Here is a 13,336-nt window from a genome sequence, read left to right as displayed (position 1 = left end):
TGGTGTTCTCCCTCGGGTGGGCGGGTGCGGGTGCTCAGAAGCCGGCGGTGCCGTCGAGGACGGCCCGCGCGACGACGAGCTTCTGGATCTCGTTCGTGCCTTCCTCGAACCGCTGCGCGCGGGCGTCGCGGTACACGCGCTCGATGGCGTTGCGGTGCCAGTAGCCCTGGCCGCCGTGGATCTGCAGGGCCTTGTCCGTGACGCGGGCGAGCATGTCGACGGCGACCATCTTGGACGCGCTCGACAGGGCGCCAGCGTCGGGGGCGCCGTCCTCGTACGCGCGGGCGGCCTGCAGGACGAGCGCCCGCGCGGCGGCGATGTCGGCGTAGTTCTCGGCCAGGTAGAACTGCACGGCCTGCCGGTCGCGCAGCTTCTTGCCGAAGGTCTCGCGCCGGTTCGCGTACTCGATCGCGAGCTCCTGGGCACGCTCGGCGAGCCCGACGCAGCTCATCGCGACCGACACGCGCGACGGCAGCAGGAACCCACCGAGCGCGACCTCGAGGCCCTGCCCCTCGTCACCGAGGCGCGTGGACACGGGCACGGGCACGTCGCGGAACCGGAGGATCGCGTGGTCGGTGCCTCGCACGCCCATCGTCTCGGAGTCGTCGACCACCTCGACGCCCGGGAGACCGTCGTTCGGCACGAGGAGCGCGACCGTGCCCTCGTGCCCGCGCGTGCCCTCGAGCCGGGCGGCGAGCAGCCAGTAGTCGCACTTCACGCCGAACGTGATGAGGTGCTTCTCGCCGTTCAGGTAGTACGTGTCGCCCTCGCGCCGGACCGTGGTCCGCAGGTCCGCACCGGTCCCGGCGGTGGGCTCGGTGAGGGTGAACGCGACGAGCGCGTCGCCGGCCACGGACGGCTTCACGATCTCGTCGAGCTGCTGCGGCGTCGCGTACGGGGCCATGGCGCGCCACGTCCCGTTGATCACGTGCACGAGCATCCTCACCGACGCGTGCGAGCGCGAGACGATCTCCATGAGCTCGAGGTACCGCGGGAACGGGATGCCCCGGCCCCCGAGCGCGGGCGGCGCCGCGAGCGACAGGTACCCGCGCTCGCGAAGCTCGGCGAACAGCTCGGGGGGCACGTCCCCGGTGGCCTCGATGCGCTCGGCCCACTCCTCCCCCGGTCCGGTCACCCATGCGGTGAGCTCGGCCTTGAGGTCCGCGAACGCGGCCTCGTCCAGAGCGGCGGGCTTCTCGACGACGGCGCTCACGCACGTCCTCCTTCGCTCTCGGCTGCGACGAGCGCGGCAGCGCGCTCCCGCAGCACATTCTTCTGGATCTTCCCGACGGCGTTGCGTGGCAGGACGTCGACGTGCTCGAGCCGTTCGGGCCAGTAGTACTTCGACAACCCCGCCGCCTCGAGGAACTTCTGCATCGAGGTGAACCCCAGCCGCTCGCCCGCCCGCGCGGGCACCACGAACGCGCACGCCCGCTCGCCCAGCCGCGCGTCGGGCATGGCGACGATCGCGACGTCCGCGACGTGCGGGTGCTGGTAGAGGAGGTTCTCGACCTCGACGACCGGCACCTTCTCGCCGCCGCGGTTGATGACGTCCTTGACGCGGCCGGTGATGTGGAGGAACCCGTGGTCGTCGACGTGCGCGAGGTCGCCCGTGCGGTACCAGCCGTCGGGCGTGAACACGTCGGCGGTGAGGTCGGGGCGGTCGAGGTAGCCGTCGAACATGGTCGGCGAGTGCAGCTCGTAGTTCCCGTCCGTCCCCGCCGGCAGCTCGCGGCCGTCGTCGTCCACGATCCGGACCCGGATGCCGGGCAACGGGCGCCCGTCGGTGCCCCAGGCGTCCTCGGGCCGGTCGCCGGGTGCCGCGAGCGTGCCGAGGCACGTCTCGGTGGTCCCGAAGGCGCCGAGCATCGCCGAACCGAGCACCTCGCTCGCCCGGCGGGCGAGCGCCCGGGGCACCGCGGCCCCCGTCGGCACGAAGATCCGCAGGGTCGACGGCGCGGGCGCGCCCGCCTCCACGGCGGTGACCAGGTCGGTCAGGAACGGCGTCGCCGCCTGGACGAACGTCGCGCGCCCGGCGTCGTCGCGGGCGCCGAAGACCTGGTCGAGGGCGACCCCCGCGTCCCAGTCGGGCTGGATCACCGCGGCGACCCCGAGCCGCCACGCGAGCAGCATCCCGTAGAGGAAGCCCGTCTGGTGCGCGAGCGGCGACGGGACGTACACCCGGTCGTCGCCCGTCAGGCCGAGGTGGGCGACCTCCATCGACGTCGCGCGAGCGAGCGTCCGGTGCCGGTGCTGGACGCCCTTGGGCTCGCCCGTCGTACCCGAGGTGAACAGGAGCTGGCAGCCGTCGTCGGGGCGCACGGCGCGGCCCGACGACTCGACCCGCTCGGCCGCCGCGCGGCCCACGGATGCGAGCGCCGCGTCGTAGTAACGCCACGTCCACTCCTGCGCCTGACGCGACTCCGCGGCCTCGAGCGGCAGCGGCGGCTCCCCGACGCGAGCGCCCGGGCTGCGGCGCGCCTCGGTGCGCAGCACGACGACGTGCTCGACGGACACGGGACGGCCCACCGCCCGCGCCTCGTCGGCCGCCTCGAGGAGCTCGAGCGGGGGGCGACGGCGGCGGTACGACGTCGGGAGGAAGACGACGCGGGCGCGCGAGCGCTGGAGCGTCATCGACGTCTCGCGCGGCCCGAAGACCGGCATGATCGGCGTCACGACGCCACCGACCTGCATGATCCCGAGCGCGATCGCGACGAACTCGCGCCAGTTCGGGAGCTGCAGCGCCACGGGCTCGCCGTGCTCGACCCCGAGGTCGAGCAACAGCGCGGCGACGTGGTCCGCCTCGTCCTGCAGCTCGCGCCAGGTCGTCGCCACCGGTCCGGCGGCCCCGACCTCGACGACGGCGGTCGCGTCCGGCTGCGTCCGGGCCAGCTCGCGCACGCGGTCGGGCAGGACGAGCGGGCCGTCGTCGGGTGGCGCGGGTGCGCCCAGCGCGCCCGCCTCGGCCTCCGACACGTCGTCCGTCGCCCGGCCCGACGACGCCCACTCGTCGAGCCCGGACGCCGCCTGCGCACTGTCCACGACGGACAGGTCGAGCCCGACCGACGTCATCGCCGTGAGGAACTCCGGGTAGGAGATGCGGTACGCGTGCGGGTAGGTGAGCGTCGAGACGCCTTCCGCGCGGGTCGCCGCGACGGACAGCGCCATGAGGACGCGGTGGTCGTTGAAGGACGACAGCGGCGTCCCGCGCAGGCGCCGGGCGCCGGTCACGTGCAGCTCGTCGCCGCGCACGAGCCCCGCGTCGGCACCGAGCCGGCCGAGCTGGAGCATCGCGCCGACCCGGTCGGACTCCTTGAGCCGGACGTGACCGGCGTTGCGGAACCGGCTCGTCCCCTCGGCGAACGACGCCATCGCGGCCAGCACGGGCAGCAGGTCGGGGATGGGGCCGCAGTCCACGTCCACCGGCGCGAGCGGCGACCCGTCGTGCCGCACCCGCACGAAGCCCGTCTCCCGGTCGCGCTCGAGCGGGACGCCCATCGCGGTCGCGAGATCGAGGAAGTCGGCCTCGGGGTGGTCGGTGTCCGCGGCGCGCGTGGCACGCAGGCCGCGGAGCAGGACGTCGGACGGGTGCGCGGCCGCGGCGGCGATGCCGAACGCCGCAGACCCGATGTCGGGCGGCAGCTCGTACCGCGCGGGCGTCGGGGTCTGGTGCGCGGGGACGTGGAAGGTCAGCCAGTCGTCCGACGGCTCCACGACCAAGCCGAAGTGGCGCATCATCCGCACGGTCAGCTCGACGTACGGCCGCTCGTTGAGCGTGCCGCCCGTGACGTGGATCGTCGTGTCGTGCTCGGCGAACGGCGCCACGAGCAGGAGGCCCGACAGCCACTGCGACAGCGTGCCGGCGATGTGCGTCTCACCGCCCCGCGGCCGGCGCGGCTGGACGGTGATCGGTGGCCGGTCGGCGTCGGACTCGAGCTCGACACCCAGCTCGCGCAGCGCGTCGAGCAGGGCCTTGATGGGCCGGCGCCGGAAGTACTTCATGCCCGTGAGCGTCACGGGCCGGTCCGCGAGCGCCGCGAGGCCCGTCATGAAGTAGAGCGTCGTTCCCGACGACCCGACGTCGAGGATGCCGTCCTCGGCCCGGGACCCGTGGTCCACGAGGTCCCCGGCGCGGCTGGTGGCGTAGGGCCCGCCGTCGACGACGTAGTCGTCGCCCTCGATCTCGATCCGGGTCCCGAGCGCGCGCAGCACCCCGATCGTCCACTCGACCTGGCGCGTGCGCGACACCCCCGTCACGACGCTGCGCCCGGGAGCCAGCGAGGCCAGGACCAGCGCGCGGTGCGCGTGGTACTTCGAGACGGGGACCTCGAGCTCCCCGACCACCGCGTCGTTCGTCCCCGCGACCCGTAGCTGCATCGTCGACACCCTCCGCTCTCACGTGGTGCGGACGTGACGGGCGGCCCGCGTCGGACGCGCGGCGGACGGGCAGGGACGGTTCCCCGTCGTTCGTCGTGGAGGTCTGGCGCGGCGTCGTCGCACGTCCAGCCTGGCTGAGACGGGAGGTTACCCCTCCGTAGGCTTCGGCACCGTAGGTAGCCCGTCAGGCGGGACGCGTGTCGCGGCTGTGGGGTGGCTGCGACACCCCTGATCGAGGGCCGGGAGGCCCGAGATCTCAGGACTCCTGGAACTGACGGCCGACGGTCACGAGCTCCCCGCCCGGCAGGACGACGTACGAGGTGTCGCTGGCCGTCGTCGAGCTGCCGAGGATGTCGTGGACGACGCTGAGCGCGTCCTCGATGTCGATGGCGTAGCCCTCGACGTCGGCGGTCCCGCTCGTCGCGGCGGTCGTCAGCCCGACGACCTCGCCGTCGGAGTCGAGCAGCGCGCCGCCCGAGTCGCCGGACACGACGTCGGCGTCCACCGCGATGACCCCGGTGAGGGTCTCGCCGGACTCGCCGTACTCGGAGGCGGTGGTGATCGTCTGGTCGAGCGCCGAGACGGTGCCGTCCGCGGCCCGGAGCACGCCCGTGCCGCCCGAGTTCCCGACGGCGGTCACGTCGTCCCCGACGGCGAGGTCGTCGTCGGAGTCGATCGTGGCGGTCGTCAGCCCGGAGGCGTCGGCGAGCTTCAGCACGGCGACGTCCGACGTGGTGGACTCCCCGACCAGCGAGGCCGTGTACGTGGTGCCCGTGGAGGTGTCGACGACGCGGATGACCTGGGCGTCCTCGACGACGTGCGCGTTCGTGAGCACCTCGCCGCTCGACGTCAGCACGATGCCGGTGCCCGCCGACTCCGCGCGGCCGTCGTCGAGGAGCGCCTCCACGACGACGACACCCTTCGACTCGGACGACGTCGCGCTGGTCTGCTGCTCGAGCGCGGTGGACGTGCCCGACGCCGTGCCGGAGCCCGTGCCCGTCCCATCGCTCGAGCCCGTCCCGTCGCTCGAGCCCGTGCCGCCCGACGAGCCGGCCGAGCCGCCGTCCTGGCTCGGTCCACCGCCGAAGCCGCCCGACGACCCCTGGCCACCGGTCGAGCCGCCCTCGCCGGACGTCGTGCCGCCGGGCCCGCCCATCGACTGACCACCCGTCCGGCCGCCCGTCTGGCCTGACGCCGACGACCCGCCGGCCGCCTGAGCCGACTGGCCACCGCCGGCGAGCAGTGCGGTCACCCCGGCGCCGCCGAGCGCACCGACGACGAGCGCGCCGGCCACCGAGCCCGCCAGGACGCGTCGCGAGGCGCGTGGACGCGTCGCCTGAGCGCCGACGACCGGCTCGTCCGCGACGGCAGGGACGGTGGCGGCAGGGACAGTGGCGGCAGGGACAGTGGCGGCTCCGGGTCCCGCAGGGCGCGTCGCGTCGGACGCGTCGGCCGCCACGCCCGCGTCGGGAGCGGAGGCGTACGCGTCGGGAGCGGGGGCGTACGCGGCGGGGTCCGGTGCGTACGGGGGCGCAGGAGGGGTCGGCGCCTGCCCGGCCGTCGGGGGCTGCGGGACGGGGCCGACGCCCGCGGCCGTGGGCTCGTGCTGCTGGTCGTTCTCGCGCTCGGTGCTCATCGTGTCCTCCTCGGGTCCCGGCGCCTGCTGGTGCCGTCGACCCCTAGACCACGCCCCCGAGGTGAGCCCGACGTCGGCCGCGCCCCTGCGTCCCCTGTGAGTCCCCTCCCCGCTCCCTGGGAACCTGGGTGCGAGCCGGGAACGCACCGGTCGGTCCGGCCGTCCGCCCGCTCGCTACGCTGCCGCCATGCCCTCCGCTCCCCCGCCCTCGCCGTCCGGCCGCTGGCGCGACGTCGCCCACGCGACCGGCCTCCTCGCCCCCGACGGCGCGGTCGCGTCGACGGTGTTCGCGGAGATGAGCGCGCTCGCGACCCGTACCGGCGCCCTCAACCTCGGCCAGGGCTTCCCCGACGTCGACGGCCCGTCCTGGGTCCGCCGCGCGGCCGCGGACGCGATCGCGCCCGACGCCGAGCACGGCGCCAACCAGTACCCGCCCGGCCCGGGGATCCCGGAGCTGCGCGGGGCGGTCACCGCCCACCAGAGGCGGCACTACGGCCTCGACCTCGACGCGGACACCGAGGTCCTCGTCACCACCGGCGCGACCGAGGCGATCGCGGCCGCGCTCCTCGCGCTCGCGGGCCCCGGCGACGACGTCGTCACCCTCGAGCCGTGCTACGACTCGTACGCGGCGGGGATCGCGCTCGCGGGTGCGCGGCACGTCACCGTGCCGCTGGTCCCGGGCCCGGACGGGTTCCGCCTCGACACCGACGCCCTGCGTGCGGCCGTCACGCCCCGGACCCGCGTGATCCTCCTCAACACGCCGCACAACCCGACGGGCACGGTCCTCACGCGCACCGAGCTCGAGGCCGTGGCCGCCGCGGCGCGTGCGGCGGACGCCGTCGTCGTGACGGACGAGGTCTACGAGCACCTCACGTTCGACGGCGCGGCCCACGTCCCGCTCGCGACCCTCCCGGGCATGGCCGAACGCACGCTGACCGTGTCGTCGTCGGGCAAGACGTTCTCGCTGACCGGCTGGAAGATCGGCTGGGTGACCGGGCCCGAGCCGCTCGTGACGGCCGTACGGACGGTCAAGCAGTTCCTCACCTACGTGTCGGGTGCGCCGTTCCAGCCCGCGATCGCCCGGGCGCTCGCCGACGACGCGTACCCGCGCGAGCTCGCCGCGTCGCTCGCCTCGCGCCGCGACCTGCTCTGCGACGGTCTGGAGGCCGCGGGGTTCGGCGTCGTGCGCCCGCAGGGCACGTACTTCGTGCTGGCCGACGCCGGCCCCCTCGGGTTCGACGACGGCACCGACCTGTGCCGCCGGCTCCCCGGGCTCGCGGGCGTGGTGGGCGTGCCGGTGGCGGCGTTCTGCACGGCGGGATCGCCGACGGCGCGCGCTCTGCGGTCGTGGGTGCGGTTCACGTTCGTCAAGCGCGAGGACGTGCTGCGTGACGCGGTCGCGCGGCTCGCGGCGCTCGCCGGGTAGCGCTCAGCGCGCGACGAGCGAGACCGCGACGAGCACCATGACGACGGCGATCACGCCGTCGAGCACACGCCACGCCGCGGGCCTCGCGAAGACGGGCACGAGGGCGCGTGCCCCGTACCCGAGGCCGCTGAACCACAGCCAGCTCGCGACGCACGCGCCGGCGGCGAAGGCCCAGCGGAGCGTGCCGTGGCCGGCCGCCACCGAGCCGAGCAGCAGGACCGTGTCGAGGTAGACGTGCGGGTTGAGCCACGTGAGCGCGAGCGTCGTCGCGACGGTGGCTCCGAGCGCCGACGGCGGCCGCTCGCCCGCCGGGTGCAGCGCGCCCGGGTCGCGTCGCGGCAGCGCGCGCAGGGCCGACCGCACGCCGTACCCCACGAGGACGGCCGCGCCGACCCAGCGGACCACCTCGAGCACCGTGCCGGACCGCGCCACGAGGGTGCCGAGCCCGGCCGTCCCCGCCGCGACGAGCACCACGTCGCTCGCCGCGCAGATCACGACGACCGCCCCCACGTGCTCGCGGCGCACGCCCTGGCGCAGCACGAACGCGTTCTGCGCGCCGATGGCCACGATCAGCGACAGACCGGACGCGAGGCCCGAGAGCGCGGCGGTCAACGAGGTCACGGACGACCACGCTAGCCACCCGGAGAGCCTCGAGACCCCGCTGGCTGCCTGAAGCGCCACGACGATTCCTCATCAGTCGTTAGCATCGCTTCATGGACTGGGACCTCGCGCAGCTCCGGGCGCTCGACGCCGTGGTCAGCCACGGCACCTTCGACGCGGCCGCCCGCGCGCTGCACGTGACGCCGTCGGCGGTGAGTCAGCGGATCAAGGCGCTCGAGGCGCAGGCGGGACGGGTGCTCGTGCGACGGAGCAAGCCGGTGACCGCGACCGAGGACGGTCAGGAGCTGCTCCGGCTCGCACGCCAGGTCTCCCTGCTCGTCGCGGAGGCGGAGGCCGCGCTGACCGGGACGGGCGCCACGGGCGGCGGGAGCCGCGGCGGGGACGCTGCTCCGCGCGTCGTGCTCCCGGTCGCCGTCAACGCCGACTCGCTCACGACGTGGGCGGTCCCGGCGCTCGCCGGGGTCGGGGACGGCGTGTACGTCGACGTGCGCCGCGAGGACCAGGACCACTCGGTCGAGCTCCTGCGCGACGGCGAGGTCATGGCCGCGATCACCACGCAGGCGCGCGCCGTCCAGGGGTGCACCGTGACCGCGCTCGGGGCGATGCGCTACCTGCCCGCCGCGTCGCCCGCGTTCGCCCGGCGGTGGTTCGGCTCGCGCACCGCACCGGCCGTCACCCCCGACGCGCTCGCCGCCGCGCCCGTCGTCGTCTACGACCGCAAGGACGACCTGCAGGACCGCTACCTGCGCCGTCGGACGCGACGGAGGATCGACCCCCCGCGCCACCACGTCCCCGGCTCGACGGCGTTCGCGCAGGCCGTGCGGCTCGGCCTGGGCTGGGGGATGCTCCCCGAGCAGCAGGCGGACGAGCTCGCGGCACGCGGCGACGTCGTCGTGCTGGATGCCGACGGCGCGGACGACGTCCGGCTGCACTGGCAGCAGTGGCGGCTGCGCTCGTCGGCGCTCGACGCGCTCGCGGCCTCGGTGCGCGAGACGGCGGCCCGGGCGCTGCGCCCGACGCGCTGACGCCGTCGGTCGCAGCGCGTCAGGACGACGCGGGGACGCCCGCGTGGAACCCGCCCTCGCGCCGGAACGCCGGCGTGGCGACGGCGAGCACGAGGATCGCGACCGCGATCGCACCGAGCATGACCGAGCTCATGGCCGCGGCGGTCGCGCCGAGCACCCCGACGAGCGGGCTCACGACGCCGGCGATGCCCGTCTGGAGCGCGCCGATCACGGCGGACGCGGTGCCCGCCATCTCGCCGTGCCGGGTGAGCGCGAGCGCCGACGCGTTCGACGGCACCATGCCCTGCATCGCGAGGACCAGCCAGAGCCCGGCGAGCACCCCGAGCAGCCCGCCGACGCCGGTCACGGCGAACGCGACGAGCCCGACCGCGAAGACGAGCTGGACCACGAGCGCGGTGCGCAGCAGGCGGATCGGCGCGACCTTGCGGACGAGCGCGGCGTTGACCTGCGCGGACGCGACGAGCGCGAGCCCGTTCACGGCGAAGAGCAGGGAGAACGCCCCCGACGACAGCCCGAAGTGCTCCTGGAACACGAACGGCGACCCGGAGACGTAGCTCATCACGACGGCCATCCCGAGGCCCGGCACGACGGCGAGCGCGAGGAAGCGACGGTCCCGGACGAGCGTGCGGTACCCGCGGAGCGCGGCGGGCAGACCGCCGGTGACGCGCCGCTCGACGGGGAGCGTCTCGGGCAGGGCGCGCAGCACGACCGCGCCGAGCACGGCGCCCATCAGTGCGAGCACGAGGAAGATCCCGTGCCAGCTCCCCCAGCCCTCGACGAGCGAGCCGACCGTCGGGGCGAGCAGCGGCGACAGACCGATCACGAGCATGAGCCGGGAGAACATGCGCGCAGCCTCGGCACCGCTGAACCGGTCGCGGATGATCGCCATGCTCGTGACCGACGCGGCCGCGTTGAAGAAGCCCTGGACCACGCGCAGCGCGATGAGGAGCGTGATGTTCGGGACCATGATCGACAGGACCGAGGTCACGACGTGACCCACGAGCCCGACGAGCAGCGGGCCGCGGCGGCCGAACCGGTCCGAGAGCGGACCGATCACGAGGGTGCCGAGCGCGGCGCCGACGAGCATCGCGGACATGGTGATCTGGGCACCGGCGTCCGTGGTGTGGAGGTCGCGCGCGACGTCCGGCAGGGCCGGGAGGTACATGTCGGTCGTGAAGGCCGGGAGCGCGGAGAGGGAGCCGAGCAGGAGGATCCACGCGGCGGTCGAGCGGGGTCCGGTGCGGGGGCCCGTCAGGACCCGCGAGCGCAGGCTCGTGCGGGGCGCCGGGGCGGGGAGCCGCGTCGGGGCGTCCGTCGTGGTGGGGGTGAGGTCGGCGGTGGGGTTCGGATCATCGGGGTCGTCGGCACGCGTCACGACCGTCATCATATCGAATCGTTTCGAGCGTGCCGAGCCGATTGCCGCCGGAGGATGTGACGATCGCGTGCGGGCCCGCGCCCGGCGCGCGGCGGGCGAGGTGGGCGGCAGGCGCGATCTCGGCGCCAGGCGCGATGTCGGTGGCGTGCCCGACGATGGAGCCATGTGCGGCCGCTACGCCTCCTTCCGAGAAGCCCAGGACCTCGCCGACGCCTTCGCGATCGACGCCGCCCTCGTCGAGCCCGCCGTGCGCGAGCTCGCCCCGAGCTGGAACGTCGCCCCCACGCAGGACGTACGGATCGTCGTCGAGCGCGCGCCGAGACGTGACTCCACCGAGCCCGGCGACGCCCCCCAGCGGTCGCTCCGCCTCGCCCGGTGGGGGCTCGTCCCGAGCTGGGCCAAGGACCCGTCGGTCGGCAACCGGATGATCAACGCGCGCGTCGAGTCGCTCGCCGACAAGCCGGCGTTCGCCAAGCCCTTCGCCGCCCGGCGCTGCATCGTCCCGGCGGACGGCTACTACGAGTGGAAGAAGCTCGAGCCCGCGCCGGGATCGAGTCCCTCGGGCCGGGCGCGCGTCCCCAAGCAGCCGTACTACATCGCCCCCGCCGACGACGACGTCGCCGCCCTCGCCGGGCTCTACGAGTTCTGGCGCGACCCCTCCCGGGCGGCCGACGATCCCCGCCGCTGGCTCGTGTCGACGACGATCGTCACGATGCCCGCCAGCGAGGACCTCGCCTCGATCCACGACCGCATGCCCCTCGTGCTGCCCCGGTCGGCGTGGGACGCGTGGCTCGACCCGTCCGTCGGGGCCGAGGGAGCGGCGGCCCTGCTGAGCCGGGAACCCGAGCCCCTGCGGTTCCGTGAGGTGTCGTCGCTGGTCAGCAACGTGAACAACGACTCCCCCGCGCTGCTGGCTCCCGTCGGCTGACGGGTCGCCGCTCGGGCCCCGGGTGCGGACCGCACTGTCGGGCGGGTCACATCAGCCGGCGTCGGCCTGACACCCGGATACCCCCGGGGGTATCTTCGGTCCATGCTCGAGACCCGCACGAACCCGGTCGCGCACCCGGACGCCCCCACCCGTCGCTACGTCGTCGTCGGCGGGGTCGCGGCCGGTGCGAGCGCCGCCGCGCGCCTCCGTCGCCTCGACGAGACGGCGGAGATCGTCGTGCTCGAGCGCGGCCCGCACGTGTCGTTCGCAGGCTGCGGGCTGCCGTACCTCGTCGGCGGCGAGATCGCCGACGCCGACGACCTTCTCGTCCAGACGCCGGAGAGCCTGCGCGCCGCGCTGAACCTCGACGTGCGCACGGCGCACGACGTCGTCGGGCTCGACGCGGACGCCCGCACCGTCCGCGTGCGCACCGCGGACGGCGAGACCGACCTCGGGTACGACGCGCTCGTCCTCGCGCCCGGAGCCGTCGCCGCCCACCCTGCCCTGCCCGGCCTCGGCTCGCCTCGCGTCCACACCCTGCGCACCGTCGCCGACGGCGCCGCGCTCCGTGCGCTCGTCGGCACCGCCCACCGCGCCGTCGTGCTGGGCGGCGGGTACGTCGGGCTCGAGGCTGCCGAGGCTCTCACGCTGCAGGGGCTCGACGTCGCGCTCGCGCAGCGGTCCGAGCATGTCCTCGCGACCTTCGAGCCCGAGCTCGCGCAGCTCGTCACGGACGAGCTCGTCCGGCTCGGCGTCGACGTCTATGCGGGCTCCGGCGCCACCGCCGTCGAGCACCTCCCCGACCACGACGTCGTCGTGCTCGCCGACGGGACCCGCCTCGAGGCGGACGTCGTCCTGGTCGCCACGGGCGTCCGACCCGACACGCACGTCTTCGAGGAGGCCGGCGTCCGCTGCGAGGACGGCGCGATCGTCGTGGACGACCGGGGCCGCACGTCCCTGCCGGGGGTCTGGGCCGCCGGCGACGCGACCACCAGCACGGACGCCGTCACGGGGGCGCGACGGCCGGTCACCCTGGCCGGCCCGGCGAACCGCGCGGGAAGGCTCGTCGCCGACGACATCGTCGGCCACCCCACCGCCCGGCCGGTCCCGCGCCCGCTCGGCACGGCGATCGTCCGCGTCGGGACGCTCACCGCCGCCACGACCGGCGCGAACCGGGCCGACCTCGACGCCCTCGGCGTGCCGTACCGCACGCTCCACCTGCACCCCACCCAGCACGCCGGCTGGTTCCCCGGCGCCGCACAGCTCCACCTCGTCGTGCACGCGGGCGCCGACGACGGTCGGGTCCTCGGCGCCCAGGCCGTCGGCCCGGACGGGGTCGACAAGCGCATCGACGTCCTCGCCACCGCGCTGCGCGCCCATCTGACCGTGCACGACCTCGTCGACCTCGACCTCGCCTACGCACCCCCGTACGGCGCCGCCAAGGACCCGGTCACGATGGTGGGCCTGCTCGGGTCGAACGTCGTCGACGGGACCCTGCGCCTCTGGTACGCGGACCAGGTGGACGAGGTGTCCGCCCAGGCGCTCGTGCTCGACGTCCGCAGCCGTGACGAGTTCGCGACGGGGCACCTCCCCGGGGCGCTCAACGTCCCGCACACCGAGCTCCGCGACCGCCTCGACGAGGTCCGGACCGCGACGGCCGGGCGGGCTGTCCGCGTCCTGTGCGCGTCCGGGGTCCGCTCCTACCTCGCGCACCGGATCCTCGCCCAGCACGGCTTCGACAGCGCCTCCCTGTCGGGCGGGATGCTCACCCTCCGCGCCGCGCTCGGGCCTCGCGCCGCCGTCGTCCTGGCGCGGCCGGACGACGCAGCGACCGGCACCGCGCCCCGCGTCGGGGCCCCCGCCGAGGCCGAGCCCGGCGACGGCGCCGACGCCGAGCCCACCGGCGCGGACGACCGCGCCGCGTGACGACCCCACCCGCCCTGACCGA

General features: G+C 75.2%; 9 protein-coding genes. 4 read left to right on the top strand and 5 right to left on the bottom strand.

All coding sequences use genetic code 11. The features are described from left to right. Positions 1 to 34: 34 nt before the first annotated feature. From KDY119_RS06015 to KDY119_RS06005, 3 genes are all read right to left on the bottom strand, one after another. Positions 35 to 1,213: an acyl-CoA dehydrogenase family protein gene (locus KDY119_RS06015; RefSeq protein ID WP_083890936.1), complete on the bottom strand. Its 1,179-nt coding sequence runs from the start codon at positions 1,211 to 1,213 to the stop codon at positions 35 to 37. After that, positions 1,210 to 4,377 carry a 3-phosphoshikimate 1-carboxyvinyltransferase gene (gene aroA / locus KDY119_RS06010; RefSeq protein WP_153022068.1) on the bottom strand — a complete coding sequence of 1,056 codons (3,168 nt, stop codon included), beginning with the start codon at positions 4,375 to 4,377 and terminating at the stop codon, positions 1,210 to 1,212. The genes KDY119_RS06015 and aroA overlap by 4 nt, the downstream gene beginning before the upstream one ends. 256 nt (positions 4,378 to 4,633) lie before the next feature. Continuing rightward, positions 4,634 to 6,013 (bottom strand): S1C family serine protease, encoded by a 1,380-nt coding sequence (locus KDY119_RS06005; RefSeq protein ID WP_051136685.1) that lies wholly within the window; start codon positions 6,011 to 6,013, stop codon positions 4,634 to 4,636. A gap of 187 nt (positions 6,014 to 6,200) precedes the next feature. Here KDY119_RS06005 and KDY119_RS06000 point away from each other — a divergent pair, with 187 nt between their 5' ends. Next, positions 6,201 to 7,439 carry a pyridoxal phosphate-dependent aminotransferase gene (locus KDY119_RS06000; RefSeq protein WP_036951832.1) on the top strand — a complete coding sequence of 413 codons (1,239 nt, stop codon included), beginning with the start codon at positions 6,201 to 6,203 and terminating at the stop codon, positions 7,437 to 7,439. Between the two features lie 3 nt (positions 7,440 to 7,442). Here KDY119_RS06000 and KDY119_RS05995 read toward each other — a convergent pair whose 3' ends face one another. Next, positions 7,443 to 8,060: a LysE/ArgO family amino acid transporter gene (locus tag KDY119_RS05995; protein ID WP_407657424.1), complete on the bottom strand. Its 618-nt coding sequence runs from the start codon at positions 8,058 to 8,060 to the stop codon at positions 7,443 to 7,445. Between the two features lie 92 nt (positions 8,061 to 8,152). On the opposite strand from KDY119_RS05995, the gene KDY119_RS05990 reads away from it, so the two are divergent. Beyond that, complete coding sequence (locus tag KDY119_RS05990; RefSeq protein ID WP_036951835.1) at positions 8,153 to 9,085, top strand: LysR family transcriptional regulator ArgP; 933 nt, start codon at positions 8,153 to 8,155, stop codon at positions 9,083 to 9,085. Positions 9,086 to 9,104: 19 nt separating this feature from the next. Here KDY119_RS05990 and KDY119_RS05985 read toward each other — a convergent pair whose 3' ends face one another. After that, positions 9,105 to 10,469, bottom strand: coding sequence for a multidrug effflux MFS transporter (locus KDY119_RS05985; RefSeq protein WP_153022067.1), 1,365 nt, complete (start codon positions 10,467 to 10,469; stop codon positions 9,105 to 9,107). Positions 10,470 to 10,623: 154 nt separating this feature from the next. On the opposite strand from KDY119_RS05985, the gene KDY119_RS05980 reads away from it, so the two are divergent. Then, positions 10,624 to 11,388, top strand: a complete 765-nt coding sequence (locus KDY119_RS05980) for an SOS response-associated peptidase (protein ID WP_153022066.1) — start codon at positions 10,624 to 10,626, stop codon at positions 11,386 to 11,388. Between the two features lie 102 nt (positions 11,389 to 11,490). Continuing rightward, on the top strand, positions 11,491 to 13,314 hold the full coding sequence (locus tag KDY119_RS05975; protein ID WP_153022065.1) for an FAD-dependent oxidoreductase: 1,824 nt from the start codon (positions 11,491 to 11,493) through the stop codon (positions 13,312 to 13,314). Positions 13,315 to 13,336 lie beyond the last annotated feature (22 nt).

It is taken from the genome of Luteimicrobium xylanilyticum (assembly GCF_009429125.1).
GTDB lineage: Bacteria > Actinomycetota > Actinomycetes > Actinomycetales > Cellulomonadaceae > Luteimicrobium > Luteimicrobium xylanilyticum.
Note: the sequence above shows the minus strand (reverse complement) of the source record. Positions and strands in the feature narration are given on the sequence as shown.

Excerpts from the sequence above, each read along its gene's own strand:
- KDY119_RS06005 (WP_051136685.1), bottom strand. The coding sequence starts at position 6,013 with ATGAGCACCGAGCGCGAGAACGACCAGCAGCACGAGCCCACGGCCGCG.
- KDY119_RS05975 (WP_153022065.1), top strand. The coding sequence starts at position 11,491 with ATGCTCGAGACCCGCACGAACCCGGTCGCGCACCCGGACGCCCCCACC.
- KDY119_RS06000 (WP_036951832.1), top strand. The coding sequence starts at position 6,201 with ATGCCCTCCGCTCCCCCGCCCTCGCCGTCCGGCCGCTGGCGCGACGTC.
- KDY119_RS05990 (WP_036951835.1), top strand. The coding sequence starts at position 8,153 with ATGGACTGGGACCTCGCGCAGCTCCGGGCGCTCGACGCCGTGGTCAGC.
- KDY119_RS05985 (WP_153022067.1), bottom strand. The coding sequence starts at position 10,469 with ATGACGGTCGTGACGCGTGCCGACGACCCCGATGATCCGAACCCCACC.
- KDY119_RS05980 (WP_153022066.1), top strand. The coding sequence starts at position 10,624 with ATGTGCGGCCGCTACGCCTCCTTCCGAGAAGCCCAGGACCTCGCCGAC.
- aroA (WP_153022068.1), bottom strand. The coding sequence starts at position 4,377 with ATGCAGCTACGGGTCGCGGGGACGAACGACGCGGTGGTCGGGGAGCTC.